Source organism: Vibrio sp. VPAP30, assembly GCF_001188205.1.
Taxonomy (GTDB): Bacteria; Pseudomonadota; Gammaproteobacteria; order Enterobacterales; family Vibrionaceae; genus Vibrio; species Vibrio bivalvicida.
On sequence record NZ_LBLS01000016.1, the window covers coordinates 133047 to 147214 of the forward strand.

Here is a 14168-nt window from a genome sequence, read left to right on the forward strand (position 1 = left end):
CGCCAAGTGGCAGAAGTCACACATCACCAATCTATTCGGTTTGAGTAAATTGCAATATGAGTGCCAATGTAAATATTTATATTTATCAATGGCTTGTTCTTGTTTTTTCTAAAAAACGGAAGAGAGCCTTCCATGATAGGAATTCCGCCATTTCCTGCGTGAAGCGGATTGTTCCTTATAAAATAGAGGCGACCAAAAAGGAGCAAAGATTAAGTTTAAAATTCACGCGAACTGAATCGGATAAAAAAAGCCCCCTATTGAAAAGGGGGCAAAATCACTAGAGTAATTTAAATTGTTACTTGTCTTAGAATGCTTAGCGAAGCAGAGACATTGCCATGCCAGGTAGCTGGTTAGTCTGAGAAAGAACCGTTGTACCTGCTTGCATCAGCATTTGGTTCTTCGTCATGTTTGAAGATTCAATCGCGAAGTCTGCGTCTGTGATACGGCCTTTTGCTGCGGCTGTGTTTTCAGAGATGTTCGCTAGGTTGTTGATCGTGTGGTCTAGACGGTTGATGTTTGCACCTAAAGAAGAACGCACGGTGTTGATTTTGTCGAATAACGCATCAACTTTAGCAATTTCGCCGTTAGAGTTAGCGTTGTTATCAAGAGGTCCTGTTGCGGCTAGGTCTGTTTCGATGGCTTTAACCAAAGTAGAAACATCCACGTCAAGTTTTTCACCTGTTGATGCCCCAATTTGGAAAGTAACTGCTGCTGCTAATTTACCATTTGTAGTCTCAAGCAGTTTCTGTCCTGCACCGTAGGTCGTTTCGTTGATAATGCGTCCAGCTTCTTTCTCAAGCTCTTGATATTCTGCATCTAGCGCAGCAAGTTCAGTCGCACCGTTAGTGCCGTTCGCGCCTTGAGTTGCAAGGTCTTTCATGCGGTAAGCAATGTTGGTTAGCTCTTCAAGTGCGCCGTCTGCTGTTTGCAGCATCGAGATAGCATCTTGAGAGTTACGCATCGCAACAGACATGCCGCGAGTTTGTGCTTCAAGTTTGTTGGCGATAGTAAGACCTGCTGCGTCGTCAGCTGCAGAATTGATACGCATACCAGTACTTAGGCGTTCCATCGCTGTGGTGAGTAGGTCATTAGTGCTGCTTAGTGTATTTTGCGTTACTAGTGATGCGTAGTTAGTGTGCATTGATAAAGCCATCTTAGTCTCCTTCGTTTCTCTCAATACTCAGATTTCGGCTTCAGGATTTCCCCTGGTCACTAACAAGAGGCGGACGACGGCAGGCAAAGATTAACTAAAAAGTTTAAATAATGATAAAAATAAGCAAAATCAGACCAAATAGGAGATGTTGATTCCACTATTTGGCCCTTTTGTGGGTCACCAAACCTCATTTTCGTTTTCAAATGTTTTAAAGGAAAGTGATGTTGGAATGTCGCTAAAGTAGCCAAAATAGTAACTGGCACCCAGCAACTTGTATTGATTGAGTTCTTTTTGGCTCGCGACACGGCTCGCTACCCATTTCAGCTTATGCTTCTTGAGCAATCGCACAATCGGCAAAAAGGCTTGGCGATTTTCTTTGTCTTCTAGCGATATCGAGATCTTGAGCATTGACGGTTTAAATTGAGCAATTCGCTCAAACAGCGGACAGGGTGGTGTCACTTCAAACCACAAAGCATAGGCAAATTCTTCAATTTTTTCGACTAGGTGGGCCATTACGGAGGATAAACTGGATTTATTGCCCAACTGCAATGAAGGGATGACATGGGCAAACGCTTGTTTGTGGCATTGAATCACTTGTTCAAAAAATTCGTTTCCAGGTTGCCATGTCAGGGCTTCAACTTGCAGTGGTACCACCACATTGCTGATCAAATCTGGGTGGAAAGTTTCGAGTTGAAAGCGTGTCTGGCGTAGAGCCAAATACAGACTAAACAGATCGAGGCAATATTTGATGTTTTGCGACAGATCAAACTGATACACGCTTTGCTCCCCATCTCCGCCAAAGCGAAGTGTCAGATGCTGGAATTCGACCTCTCCCGATCGCGTTTCGCGTATCGCCTGACATGCATGTTTGATGTCATTGTGTTTGAGTGCCTCAAAAAGGAGCATATCGTCTTCAGTCTCAACATACTCTTCCATGAGTTTAATGATGTAGCCGTACATGGCTTGATGTGAATTTAGATTACCCAAGGTTACCTACCACGTTGATCTGTTTTGTTTCAGGAATTTCGTTATAAGAAAGCACCGCTAGACCTTGCGAGAATGTTCGCGCATAACGGGCAATTAATGGCCTAAGCTGAGGCATTACCAACAGAATGGGTGCCAGCCCTTGTTGTTTAAGCTGCTGCTTAATTAATGGCAGGTTTTGTTGGAATTGGGCGAGGATGTTTGGCTCGATCGGAAAGCTGTCTAGCATAATGGTGCCACTTGATTGCGCTTGCTGCATCGAAGTCAACAACATCTGCTCTAACTCGTCAGACAGTGCATATACTTTAAGTTCGGTCTTTGGTCCTGCGACTAAATTGACCAAAGTCCGGCGTAGGGCGCAGCGTACATCTGCTGCCAGTAAGATCGGATCTTTAGTGTTCTCTGAAGACTCCAACATGGTATTGGCAATAGTGCGAATGTCTTGAAGTGGGACTTGATCCAATAGCAGTTGCCGAAACACTTTTAATTGCTGCGCTGGGTTAAGTGCTGCTGTCAGTGCCTCGGCAAGTTTTGGCGCTTGCTGAGTCAGCCTTTGTGTCATTGCCTCTACGTCATCATGGTTGAACAGCTCTGCTAGGTGAGTCTTTATTACTTTGCTGATGTGAGTTGCGATTACTGTGGCATCATCAACGACCTGATAGCCCATATTGAGTGCTTTCGCTTTATCTGGATGTTCAATCCAAACTGCTGGAAGTTGATAAGCGGGATCGCTGCCCAAAATACCATCGATTTCGCCATAGGTTTCTCCCACAGCAATCGCCATGAGGCGGTCTGGCTCGATAAACCCTTGGTCTATCAATTCCCCGTTGAGTGAAATCGTGTACTGGTTGGGTTTAAGGCTAAGGTTGTCGCGGATACGAACTTCGGGTAACAGAAAACCCACTTGCTCTGACAGGTTGCGACGTAAACCGCGAATTCGTTGCGTCAGCGGCGCACCTTGCTCCTTGTTCACTAAGTGAACAAGCCGATACCCTAAAGCCAGTGACAGTGTATGGATATGGGGAATGTCTTGCCAACTAAGTGGTGCCTCTTCATGCTGCATCGCCTGACTGATCACTTCTACATCGTCAAGTTGCGCCTCATGGGCGGGATTTTTAGCCTGTCGCCAGCCAGCAAAAGCAACCACAGCAGCGAAGGTGAAAAACGCAAGGTGCGGCATGCCAGGGACAAGACCGATGACCAACATCACTGTAGCGACGGTGAACAAGGTTGTAGGCGAGGCGAGCAACTGTTTGTGCATCGTCTCAGACATACCGTTGTCGCTATCATTGATGCGAGTAACGATAATGGCGGCGGCTGTGGCTAATAGTAACGATGGGATTTGTGCGACAAGGCCATCACCAATGGTGAGAAGTGCGTAGGTTTTAAATGCTTCAGTGGCGGATAAACCGTGCTCGAACACACCGATGCTAATACCGCCAGTGATGTTAATAAACAGGATCAACAAGCCAGCAACGGCATCCCCGCGAACAAACTTAGAGGCACCGTCCATCGAACCATGAAAATCCGCTTCGTTTGCCACTTCACGGCGACGTTGGCGAGCTGCTTCTTGATCTATCAGACCGGCGTTAAGGTCAGCGTCAATCGCCATCTGTTTACCGGGTAAGGCATCAAGGGTAAAGCGAGCCGATACTTCTGAAATGCGCTCACCACCCTTGGTAATAACCACAAAGTTGATGATCATTAAGATAACGAATATCACCATACCAACTACGTAGTTACCGCCGATGACGACCTCACCAAATGCTTGGATAACCTTACCCGCTGCGTCACCACCATTATGACCTTCAAGCAGTACCACCCGCGTTGAGGCAACGTTTAGAGTGAGACGTAGTAAAGTTGCGATCAGCAATATGGTCGGAAAAATCGAAAAATCGAGCGGACGTTTTGCCGTTGTACTGACCAGAAGAACAAGAATCGCGAGCACAATGTTAAAGGTGAACAGCGCATCGAGCAGTAATGGTGGCAAAGGTAGAATAACCATTGCGAGTACCATCAATAAGACCAGCGGAATCCCGACAAAGCCTTTGGCAGAAGTCTGTAATTGTTTTAACCGATTGAGCATAGGTTGGTGTCCTTGGATTAAATCTAGGTAGTTAGTGTTGCAGGTGTTTTGGAATCACAAAGTGAGGAAGTGGCATCGGCTTTTCGCCTCCCCCAGTTCGAAACGATTTCAATTGCATAACATAAGTAAGAATGTGCGCCACAGCGATGTAGAGCTGACTAGGAACTGCTTGCTCTATGGCGGTGGTGTAGTAAATAGAACGCGTTAGTGGTGGCGAGTTAATGATCTCGATTTGGTTTTCACGGCCAATACGCTGAATATGCATTGCTGTTTCATCGACACCTTTCGCGACCACAAATGGCGCATCAGATAAGCTAGGGTCATATTTAACCGCAACGGCATAGTGGGTTGGGTTAGTAATGATGACGTCTGCAGTCGGGACCATTTTGTCTATCTTACGGCGAGCAAACTGTTGTTGAATTTGTCTTATGCGCTGTTTAACTTCTGGTCGACCTTCATTGTTTTTGTACTCTTCTTTGAGTTCTTGTTTGGTCATCTTGAGTTCTTTTAAGTGTTCCCAACGTTGATAAGGAATATCAATCACACCAAAAAGCAGCAACGCGAACCCCATCAATAGCAATCCATCAAACAGGATCGTCATAACTTTAACCACACCTTGCTCAAGGGACAGTCTCTGCATACCAAGCAGTGGTTGGAGGTGATTGTCTAGATAGCCGTATAGAACGCCAAATATTACCGCCACTTTCAGAGTAGATTTAATAAGTTCGACCACTGAGCGAGTAGAGAACATCCTTTTGATGCCACTTAACGGATTTAGCTTGCTCATTTTGGGCATGGCGTTGGCAGGCCGGAACATCCATCCGCCAAGAATGAGTGTACTGGCAACGGTTACGCCTATGATAACAACAAACATAGGTGCAAGAAGCGCAATGAGGACACCAAGACTATGACCAAGTTGCTCGATCATCTGTATTGGGTTTTCGAGGTCTTCTTTAGTCAGAGCCATGTTATAGCGAAAAATCCCGGCGACACTGTCCCAAATTTCAGTCACTTGACTGTAGAAGTAAACCGCGACTGCGAGAAATATGGCTGCTGTGGTGAACTCTTTGGCTCGTGGAATTTGGCCTTCCTGACGTGCCTTCTTTACTTTCTGGGGGGAGGCTTTTTCGGTTTTATCTTGAGAAGATTGTTCGCTCATGCGCCCCCCGCCATATATTGGTTAAGGAAACGCAAAGTATCGTTGACCAAAATGGTATACCGACTTGGCACGCCCGAGACTGAAATTAATACACTGAATAGACCAAGTAGCATCGTCATAGGAAAACCAAGAGCATAAACGTTGAGTGACGGGGCTGCTCTATTCATAACACCAAAGCTGATGTTGGCAAGTAGCATGGAAACGATAGCGGGTAAAGCCAGAGCCAAAGAAGCAGCGAACATCCAACTGAACAGATTGACAATGCCTTGCAATGAAGCAAGTGAAAGCCCAGATCCAACCGGCCACACCACAAAGCTTTGGATTAAAATATCAATGATCACCAAATGACCTTCTAGCGATAGAAAGAGTAGCGTACTGAAGATCAGAAAGATTCGACCAAGGATCGCGACGGACATCCCATTGACGGGGTCGTTCATCATCGCCATACCCAGACCCATTTGCATCGAAACAATCTGGCCAAGGGTGGTGAAAATGGTAAACAACATGTGCAGTATCAAGCCAAAAAATAACCCCCATATCGCTTGCTCGAAAGCAAGGTACAGTGAACTCATTGAAAACAGATCAACCGTTGGCATGGTTGGCATCAAAGGGGCAGAAATTACGACAATAGATAGGGCGAGTAGGCTTCTTACCCAAACTGGGATAAGGGCATCGCCAAAAAACGGCATAGAGATAAACACTGCACCGATACGGAAAAAGGGCCACCAGAGTTGGCCCAGTAACTGCGAGATGTCAGCAAACGATACGCTCATTAGCCGATCATTCCCGGAATGCTGTGAAACAGATAGTCGAATAGATCCATAATTTTTCTCAGCATCCAGTGCCCTGCAAAAATCACCATCAACAGCGTGACTAATAGTCGCGGTAAGAAACTTAAGGTTTGTTCGTTGATTTGAGTCGCCGCTTGGAAAATTGCGATGCCAAGACCAACGATTAGGCCAGGAACAACGAGAACGGCAACCATCGAAATGATAAGCCAAACAGCATTAGAGAATAGGGTAACGGTCATTTCCGGAGTCATTAGGTTTCCTACTATCCGAAGCTTGCTGAGAGCGTACCGACCGTCATTGCCCAGCCGTCGACGAGTACAAACACGACAAGTTTAAAAGGTAATGAGATGATGAGAGGAGAAAGCATCATCATACCCATCGCCATCAAAACACTGGCGACAACAAGGTCAATAATCAGAAATGGGATGAACAGCATAAAGCCAATTTGAAATGCGGTTTTCAACTCACTGATTACAAATGCAGGGAGAACGACAGCAAATGAAATATCTTCAATTTGGGTGTCCAGAGGTTCATTGGCAATACGCAGCATCTGTTCCAATGCGGTTTGTTGAGTTTGGGCAAGCATGAAGTTACGAACAGGTTTTTCGGCGATTGAGAAAGCCTGCATCAAAGTGATTTCGCCATTATCGTATGGTTGGAAAGCATTATGGTAAATATCAGTCCAAACGGGGCGCATAATGAGTAGGGAAAGCGCTAAGGCAATACCGACTAACACTCGATTAGGTGGGCTTTGTTGTAAGCCAAGTGCTTGTCTTAAAATTGCTAGCACCACAATAATACGCGTGAAACTGGTCGCCATTAAAATAAATGCGGGTAGGAAGCTTAAAGCCGTCATCAACAGCAGAATTTGGAGCTTTACACTGTACTCTTGTTGGCTAGCTCCATCACTGACAGACAGAATCGTCAGGCCAGTTTCGCTCGCAGATAAAGGGAAGGCGAGCATTAAGCTTGTCAAGCCAATCAGTGTTACCCAGCCTTGCAGTGAACGTACATTCGCCATGCTTGTGTAAACCTTACTGAACGGCTGTTGCTAATGCTGAATCCACAACATCAATTAATCGCAAGCCATACTTTTCGTTAACCACTACGACTTCTGCATGGCCCATCAGAGAGCCATTGACTTTAACATCAAGTGGTTCGCCGTTTAGTTTGTCTAATTCGATGACGCTACCTTCTCCCGCTTTCATCAAGTCACCAAGTGCGATGTCTTTGCTAGCCACTTCAAGCGTTACTGTTACAGGGATGTTCCTAAAAAAACTCAGATCTCGCTCTGGAGTGGGGATAGAGCTTTCTAGACGATCTGATTGAGAACCCTCAAGTTGAAAATCGTCAAAGTTCAGTTCTTCACCATTGAAGGTCGTTGTTTCGGTAGGCTCACTCATTATAGTGACTCCTTATCATGGTTGATGATCAAAACAAGCTGCCCATCTTTCTCTGCAACTCGTCCGTTAAAGAGGTGTTCGTCGCCAATACTGACTGGAACGGTAGAGAGCAGCTCAATGGGTAAAACATCATTGGGCTGCAAGGAGATTATTTCGCTGAGCGGTAACTCTTTCTTGCTCAATAAGACATTAAGCTTTACTGGCGTTGACGTGAGTGATCGGCAAAATGGCTCACTCATAGCGTCGTTGGCTTGAAGATTTAGCTGTTCGGTCAAGGTGGTAACGAGCTTTTCATCTAGTTTAAGGTGCACCATGCCTTGATGTTCAGGTAAAGAAATTTCTATTTTTGCCCATAATCCATTACCTTGCGCTGGCTCGAATTCGCAACTTGACCACATCTGTTGAGGTGCTAGCCAACTCGTCATTTGGCGTCCCAGTCTTTCTTGCAGCCTTAAATCACTGTTACTCAGAACCTCACTGGTTCTTTTCATCTTGGCGTCATAGAAACTATCGGCAAGCTTGATCAAAGTTGCCTTATCTCCGTTGATATAGACCTTTCCTCCACCATCGTGTTGAAAAGTGCTGGTGGTTGCTTTGTCCATTTCATTTGCTGTCATCGTATGCAGTGACACCTGCTTGATGCAGGCATGTACTAGGCTGCTTTTAAGCCAGCTTTGTAGCTCGCAAGTTAGGTTGTTGCATGAACTAGACATTAAACTTTCTAACCTTTCACGAATAACATGAATTGGCTTGCCCAACGATTCTATGTTTAATGCTTGATAGTCTGGAATAAACATCTTGGTTCTGGGTTCCATTTATATTTTACCGTGCTCTGACAAAGCTAATGGCTAATTTTTACCTCAAACGTGGCAAGTCTACATAGAGGTTTTAGTTCTAAATAAGTGTTTGTTATGAAATTTGTGACTTTAGTTCATATGTTGATTTAAGTCTCTAATTAGAGCTTCTAATCAAAAATAAAACAGGTTAATTTCCGAATCGCATCAACTATAAGATAAATATAAAACTGGCCTTTTAAGGGTGTTGTTGTTGATTTGGTTACTGCATTTTGTTGGATTTATGTGACTTTTTGTCAAATCTTTAAAGTTCATAATTATTCAAATGGCTAGGTTAGTGAGCAAAAATAAAGAATTCGCAAACCTATTTGGTGTGTATGTTTTGATCTATCCACATGGTATTTAGAAAAGAATGCCAAATATTTATCCAATATTTTAATAAAAATACGATGGCAGTTTATTCAAGAATATATTCGTTGGCTTTACTTTTTCTTAGTTTTCAATCTTCGTCTAATAGTTTGGTTAAGATTCCAATGGATGAAGTTAATTGGGAATATAAAGGTACCAATCTGAAATGTGATTTGAAATATAATAACCCTTCCTATGGGAAGTTTTATTTCCGCTCGGAAGAAAAAGGGGTGATTTATTTCAAAGCTAGCGTGAATGGCGCAAATAAACGTGGGCATTCTGGGGTGCTTTTAAGTACTCCTGCGCCGTGGAATATCGGCCGCGCACCTAGAATAGTGACCAATATTGCTTCTGTAGACAAAGGCACCATGTCTTTTAGTACAAATGTCGAAGGTTTGTTGGTGGATATTGAAGCAGGCAATTGGCTTCAATTTACTATCGGCGGAAACAGTCCTTCCGACAAAAGCACGTATCTTGTGCCGACAATACGCATTCACAATGCACTTAAAAGGTTTCGTGATTGTCAGTCGTCTTTACCATTAATGTCTTATACACAAGCAAGGGATATTGCTCTTTTGTTTGAGCTCGGTCAGATAACACTTAACGCAAACCAGCTTAAAACTCTTTCAGCATTGAATAGTTATCTAATGGTTGATCCTAAAGTCGACAAACTGCTGATAGATGGTTATGCCGACAATGTTGGTTCGAAGATTGGCAATTTAAAAATTTCGCGTCAACGAGCGGAGCAGGTGGCTAGCCAGATGGAAAAGCTTGGCGTTGACCGCAACATGATCGAAGTGCGTGCTCATGGCTCTCGATATCCCATTGCGAGCAATGCGAATCATCAAGGACAGGCCAAGAATCGCCGAGTCACCTTGCGATTGGTTCGCAGCGATGAAGCGGTGCTTCCAATGACACCAGACAACAACGATAAGGGTAAGGTTTGAAAATGGCAGATACTGCAAACATCTTGTTGGTTGAGCCGAAAGACGAACTTGCTCAACCCGTAATTAGAGTACTTGAAGAGTCAGGTTACACGATCACCCATTCAAGAACGGGGCGAAGTGCTTTGCTAGAGCAAGCCGCGGGCATCACGTTAGTGAGTTCAAACCTTCCAGATATGTGTGTGCGCGAGTTTGTACATTGTCACCAAAAGAAGCCTGGTGATGGTGTCTCAATCGCCATCGTAGAGCAGGAGCAAGGTATTCTAGCGGCTGAAACTATGAAAGCGGGCGCGACGGATTACTTGCTAAGACCGTTTGAAAAAAGCCAGTTGGTTAATTTACTTAGCCGAGTTGAGGCTGTAGGTAAGCCAATGGCGAATATTGTCGCAGAGTCATGGCGCAGTAAGCAGGTATTACAACTTGCCCATCGAGCGGCGTGTACTAATGCGAGTGTATTAATCACTGGAGAATCGGGTACGGGTAAAGAAGTGCTTGCTCGCTATGTGCATGAACAGTCTTCGCGCTCTGAAGGCCCTTTTATTGCGGTGAATTGCGCTGCAATACCCGAATCAATGCTTGAAGCTGTCCTTTTTGGCCATGTTAAAGGGGCGTTTACCGGAGCAACCAATTCACAGAGCGGTAAGTTTGAAGAAGCGAATAATGGCACGATTTTGCTTGACGAAATCGGTGAAATGTCACCTGCGGTACAAGCAAAGTTATTACGCGTGTTACAAGAGAGAGAAGTTGAGCGAGTGGGAAGCCACAAGCCAGTCAAGCTCGATATTCGCGTGATCGCTGCAACCAATAAAGATCTAAGAGATGAAGTGAAAAATGGTACTTTCCGCGAGGACCTTTACTACCGACTTGATGTGCTTCCTCTTCATTGGCCGCCTCTAAGAGAACGTAAGGACGACATTTTACCCATTGGTCAGTTTTTCATTAGTAAATATCAAGATGGTAGCCAATGTCACCTCTCTCAAGATGCCATGGTTGCCCTTAGTCAATATCATTGGCCGGGAAACATCCGCGAGCTCGAAAACGTTATCCAACGAGCGCTGGTTATGAGACATGGGGATTACATTACGGCTCATGATCTGATGCTACCTGTAGAGTTGCTAACGCCACAGGAAGAATATAAAACAACTCAAACAATGGGCCATGTAGAGGCTAAGAAGCAAGCCGAGTACCAATACATATTAGATAAACTGCGCCAATTCGGCGGCAACCGTACCAAGACGGCAAATGCGCTTGGGGTAACCACTCGTGCTTTGCGCTACAAGCTAGCAGCGATGCGCGAACAAGGTATTGATTTACAGTCAGCGCTAGGCTCGGCTGCATAAAGGAGGTTAAGTCATGGCAAGTCAACCACTCAACAGTGCATTCACCGCAGAGCAGTTAATGCTGACCAAAATGGATGTGATGCGCACGCAAGTACAGCCAGAATTCGTTGTTTCTGCAAACCCACTTGATGTTCAGAAAGCTAATTCACCTATGTCATTTTCAGCAGCGATGACGAATGTGCTTGATTCTGTGAATGCTCATCAATCAATCGCCACTCAAAAGATGACCGCAGTTGAGACTGGGGCAAGTGATGATCTTGTTGGTGCAATGGTAGCGAGTCAAAAAGCCAGTTTGTCGTTTAATGCCTTAATGCAAGTGCGCAATAAGGTTGTTACTTCTTTTGAAGACATCATGAAGATGCCGGTGTAAGCCATGTCAGAGATTACTACTCAAGTCGCTGGAGGAGCACCGTATAATCCGGCACCAGCACAGTCGACGTCAATTCGAGGAATGGATGAGTACACAGCTAAACTCAAACAGCTTTGGTCTAATAGTCAACGTAACTTAGTGCTTTCTGCCGTCCTTGCGGCAATTGTTGCTGCAATTATCGTTGTGGCTCTTTGGAGTTCGACACAAAGTTTCCGGCCTCTGTATAGTCAGCAAGAACGTTTTGATACTGGCGAAATTGTCTCAGTATTAGAAACGGAAGGAATTAACTACCGACTTCAGGAACAGAACGGTCAAGTATTGGTACCTGAGGGAGAAGTAGCGCGAATTCGTATGCTGCTGGCAGCTAAAGGAGTCAAAGCCAAGTTGCCTACAGGACTTGACTCACTCAAAGAGGATAGCTCTTTAGGTACCAGTCAGTTTATGGAAACAGCCCGCTATCGACACGGATTAGAAGGGGAGCTTGTTAGAACAATTATCTCTTTAAATGCAGTGTCAAACGCACGCGTACACCTTGCTATTCCGCGTCAAACCTTGTTTGTACGTCAAAATAGTGAGGCGCCTTCTTCTTCTGTCATGCTCGAACTTAAACCCGGAGAAGAACTTAAACCAGCACAGGTCGAAGCCATCATCAACTTGGTGGTAGGTAGCGTGACTGGTATGAAACCCGAGCTGGTGTCTGTTGTTGATCAATATGGTCGTTTACTCAGTGCAGATGTGGCTTCATCTGAAGCGGGAAAAGTTAACGCTAAGTACCTCGAATATCAAAAAAACGTAGAAAAGCAGATAATTCAGCGCGCATCAGACATGCTGACCCCCATTCTTGGTCCGAGTAATTATCGCGTGCAAGTGGCGGCAGATATGGACTTCAGCCAAGTAGAAGAAACTCAGGAAATTCTAGACAACGCCCCGATTGTGCGCAACGAACACACGATTACTAATAACTCCGTTGACCAAATCGCGTTGGGGGTTCCTGGAACCCTAAGCAATCAACCACCTGTTACTGGCGAAGTGCCAACACAAGATAGCCAGAATACCAATGCCCGCTCTGAAGTGAATCGTCAATATGCGGTGGGTAGCAGTGTTCGACGTACTCAGTACCAGCAAGGCCAAATTGAAAAACTAAGTGTCTCTGTTTTGCTTAACGAATCAGCGGCACCTAATGGTACAGCCTGGACACCAGAAGAAAAAACGCAAATCTCAACCATGATTTCTGATGCTGTAGGTATTGCCGCAGATAGAGGTGACAGTTTTAGCCTGATGAGTTTTAACTTTACACCACTTGTTATTGATGCTCCTCCAGCTATCCCTTGGTGGCAAGATCCAACGGTTCAGCAACCGATGCGTTACGTCATTGGTGGCATGTTAGGTATGGCGATGATCTTCTTTGTTTTACGCCCTCTTATCATGCATCTCACCGGTGCGGACATGCGTTCGCAGGAGCTTGAGTTTGCTGAGCCACAAGAAGAGTCTGTGTATGACAACCTACAAACACGGGAAGAACGCGAAAGAGAAGAAGCCCTCAATCGCAAGCTTTCTGAAAAAGGCATTGCCGCTTCAAATGGCCTCGATGTCAGCAATGACATGCTACCGCCAGCAGGTTCGCCACTGGAAATTCAATTGAAGCATCTACAACTTATCGCGAACGAAGAGCCAGAGCGTGTCGCAGAAGTACTTAAACAATGGGTGAATGTGAATGAACACAGCAGAATCAAAGCAGAAAGCCACGCTTAATCATGTTGAGCAAACCGCATTAGTCCTTCTCGGTATGGGCGAAGATGCAGCGGCAAAAGTGCTGCGCAATTTTACTCGTGATGAGACGCAACGTGTTACTAAAGCAATGGCGCGGTTGAATGGCATTAAAAGTGACAGTGCTCACGGTGTGATTCAGAGCTTCTTTGAAGATTTTCGTCAGCATAGTGGGATACGTGGTGCTTCCAAAGAATATCTCTCGAACACCTTGAGAAAGGCGTTAGGCAACGATCTTGCGAAAGGCCTGCTCAACAACCTGTATGGCGATGAAATTCGTAACAATATGCAGCGCCTACAATGGGTTGAGGCTGAAGTTCTCGCTCGTTTTATCGCTAATGAGCACCCGCAGATGCAGGCGATTTTCCTTGCTTACCTGCCATCAGAAAGCTCGTCGGTAGTATTAAAACACCTGCCGGAAGATTATCACGATGAACTGCTCTACCGAATCGCGCAGTTGCAGGATATCGACCACAAGGTCGCTGGTGATCTGAATGATTTGATTGAGCGCTGTATTGAGCAGGTATCGACGAGTCAAAGTGCGCCCTTGTCGGGTGTAAAACAAGTGGCTGATATTATTAACCGCTTTGAAGGTGACCGCGGCTCACTAATGGAGATGCTCAAGTTGCACGACGAAGAGGTTGTGCACGCAATTGAACAGAATATGTTTGACTTTATGGTCTTAGGCCGTCAAAGCGAAGAGACTATGGACCGTTTGGTTCAACAAGTGCCGTTGGAGCTTTGGGGCACTGCACTGAAAGGTGCAGAAATTACCTTGCAGCAAGCCATCAAGCGTTCAATGCCTCAGCGGATGGTGAAAGCATTGGAAGATGATATGCAAGTGCGTGGCGCCGTACCACTGAGCCGAGTAGAAAGAGCGCGCCAAGATATCATGCAGATTGTACGCGAACTGGATGAGACTGGAGAAATTGAGCTTGTTCTGTACGAAGAGCCCACAGTGGAGTAATT

14 protein-coding genes are annotated in these 14168 nt (G+C 45.3%); 5 read left to right on the forward strand and 9 right to left on the reverse strand.

Annotation, left to right across the window (positions count from 1 at the left end):
- Positions 1 to 313 precede the first annotated feature (313 nt).
- The 9 genes from lafA to ZX61_RS04890 all read right to left on the reverse strand — a co-directional run bounded on the left by lafA (position 314) and on the right by ZX61_RS04890 (position 8391).
- The gene (gene lafA / locus ZX61_RS04850; protein ID WP_049843581.1) at positions 314 to 1153 is read right to left on the reverse strand and encodes a lateral flagellin LafA; all 840 of its coding nucleotides are present in this window, start codon (positions 1151 to 1153) and stop codon (positions 314 to 316) included.
- 177 nt (positions 1154 to 1330) lie between these two features.
- A complete protein-coding gene (locus tag ZX61_RS04855) occupies positions 1331 to 2140 on the reverse strand; it encodes an EAL domain-containing protein (RefSeq protein ID WP_049843582.1) in 810 nt (269 codons plus the stop codon).
- The gene (gene flhA / locus ZX61_RS04860) at positions 2133 to 4223 is read right to left on the reverse strand and encodes a flagellar biosynthesis protein FlhA (protein ID WP_049843583.1); all 2091 of its coding nucleotides are present in this window, start codon (positions 4221 to 4223) and stop codon (positions 2133 to 2135) included. The genes ZX61_RS04855 and flhA overlap by 8 nt, the downstream gene beginning before the upstream one ends.
- Before the next feature lie 31 nt (positions 4224 to 4254).
- A complete protein-coding gene (gene flhB / locus ZX61_RS04865) occupies positions 4255 to 5382 on the reverse strand; it encodes a flagellar biosynthesis protein FlhB (protein ID WP_049843584.1) in 1128 nt (375 codons plus the stop codon).
- On the reverse strand, positions 5379 to 6155 hold the full coding sequence (gene fliR, locus ZX61_RS04870; protein ID WP_049843585.1) for a flagellar biosynthetic protein FliR: 777 nt from the start codon (positions 6153 to 6155) through the stop codon (positions 5379 to 5381). The genes flhB and fliR overlap by 4 nt, the downstream gene beginning before the upstream one ends.
- On the reverse strand, positions 6155 to 6424 hold the full coding sequence (gene fliQ / locus ZX61_RS04875; RefSeq protein WP_049843586.1) for a flagellar biosynthesis protein FliQ: 270 nt from the start codon (positions 6422 to 6424) through the stop codon (positions 6155 to 6157). The genes fliR and fliQ overlap by 1 nt, the downstream gene beginning before the upstream one ends.
- 11 nt (positions 6425 to 6435) lie before the next feature.
- Positions 6436 to 7137, reverse strand: coding sequence for a flagellar type III secretion system pore protein FliP (gene fliP / locus ZX61_RS04880; protein ID WP_235431298.1), 702 nt, complete (start codon positions 7135 to 7137; stop codon positions 6436 to 6438).
- A gap of 70 nt (positions 7138 to 7207) precedes the next feature.
- Positions 7208 to 7576: a flagellar motor switch protein FliN gene (fliN, locus tag ZX61_RS04885; RefSeq protein ID WP_049843588.1), complete on the reverse strand. Its 369-nt coding sequence runs from the start codon at positions 7574 to 7576 to the stop codon at positions 7208 to 7210.
- Positions 7576 to 8391: a FliM/FliN family flagellar motor switch protein gene (locus tag ZX61_RS04890; RefSeq protein WP_049843589.1), complete on the reverse strand. Its 816-nt coding sequence runs from the start codon at positions 8389 to 8391 to the stop codon at positions 7576 to 7578. Before ZX61_RS04890 ends, fliN begins: the two co-directional genes overlap by 1 nt.
- Positions 8392 to 8903: 512 nt before the next feature.
- Here ZX61_RS04890 and ZX61_RS04895 point away from each other — a divergent pair.
- The 5 genes from ZX61_RS04895 to ZX61_RS04915 are packed head-to-tail and all read left to right on the forward strand — an operon-like array spanning position 8904 to position 14166.
- Positions 8904 to 9725: an OmpA family protein gene (locus ZX61_RS04895; protein ID WP_049843590.1), complete on the forward strand. Its 822-nt coding sequence runs from the start codon at positions 8904 to 8906 to the stop codon at positions 9723 to 9725.
- 2 nt (positions 9726 to 9727) lie between these two features.
- Complete coding sequence (locus ZX61_RS04900; protein WP_049843591.1) at positions 9728 to 11062, forward strand: sigma-54 interaction domain-containing protein; 1335 nt, start codon at positions 9728 to 9730, stop codon at positions 11060 to 11062.
- Between the two features lie 13 nt (positions 11063 to 11075).
- Positions 11076 to 11432: a flagellar hook-basal body complex protein FliE gene (gene fliE / locus ZX61_RS04905; RefSeq protein WP_049843592.1), complete on the forward strand. Its 357-nt coding sequence runs from the start codon at positions 11076 to 11078 to the stop codon at positions 11430 to 11432.
- A gap of 3 nt (positions 11433 to 11435) precedes the next feature.
- Positions 11436 to 13184: a flagellar basal-body MS-ring/collar protein FliF gene (fliF, locus tag ZX61_RS04910; protein WP_049843593.1), complete on the forward strand. Its 1749-nt coding sequence runs from the start codon at positions 11436 to 11438 to the stop codon at positions 13182 to 13184.
- Positions 13147 to 14166 carry a flagellar motor switch protein FliG gene (locus ZX61_RS04915; RefSeq protein ID WP_049843594.1) on the forward strand — a complete coding sequence of 340 codons (1020 nt, stop codon included), beginning with the start codon at positions 13147 to 13149 and terminating at the stop codon, positions 14164 to 14166. The genes fliF and ZX61_RS04915 overlap by 38 nt, the downstream gene beginning before the upstream one ends.
- Positions 14167 to 14168 lie beyond the last annotated feature (2 nt).

Excerpts from the sequence above, each read along its gene's own strand:
- fliN (WP_049843588.1), bottom strand. The coding sequence starts at position 7,576 with ATGAGTGAGCCTACCGAAACAACGACCTTCAATGGTGAAGAACTGAAC.
- ZX61_RS04915 (WP_049843594.1), top strand. The coding sequence starts at position 13,147 with ATGAACACAGCAGAATCAAAGCAGAAAGCCACGCTTAATCATGTTGAG.
- ZX61_RS04895 (WP_049843590.1), top strand. The coding sequence starts at position 8,904 with ATGGATGAAGTTAATTGGGAATATAAAGGTACCAATCTGAAATGTGAT.
- fliR (WP_049843585.1), bottom strand. The coding sequence starts at position 6,155 with ATGAGCGTATCGTTTGCTGACATCTCGCAGTTACTGGGCCAACTCTGG.
- flhA (WP_049843583.1), bottom strand. The coding sequence starts at position 4,223 with ATGCTCAATCGGTTAAAACAATTACAGACTTCTGCCAAAGGCTTTGTC.
- fliP (WP_235431298.1), bottom strand. The coding sequence starts at position 7,137 with ATGCTCGCCTTCCCTTTATCTGCGAGCGAAACTGGCCTGACGATTCTG.
- fliE (WP_049843592.1), top strand. The coding sequence starts at position 11,076 with ATGGCAAGTCAACCACTCAACAGTGCATTCACCGCAGAGCAGTTAATG.
- lafA (WP_049843581.1), bottom strand. The coding sequence starts at position 1,153 with ATGGCTTTATCAATGCACACTAACTACGCATCACTAGTAACGCAAAAT.
- fliF (WP_049843593.1), top strand. The coding sequence starts at position 11,436 with ATGTCAGAGATTACTACTCAAGTCGCTGGAGGAGCACCGTATAATCCG.
- flhB (WP_049843584.1), bottom strand. The coding sequence starts at position 5,382 with ATGAGCGAACAATCTTCTCAAGATAAAACCGAAAAAGCCTCCCCCCAG.
- ZX61_RS04900 (WP_049843591.1), top strand. The coding sequence starts at position 9,728 with ATGGCAGATACTGCAAACATCTTGTTGGTTGAGCCGAAAGACGAACTT.
- ZX61_RS04890 (WP_049843589.1), bottom strand. The coding sequence starts at position 8,391 with ATGGAACCCAGAACCAAGATGTTTATTCCAGACTATCAAGCATTAAAC.
- fliQ (WP_049843586.1), bottom strand. The coding sequence starts at position 6,424 with ATGACTCCGGAAATGACCGTTACCCTATTCTCTAATGCTGTTTGGCTT.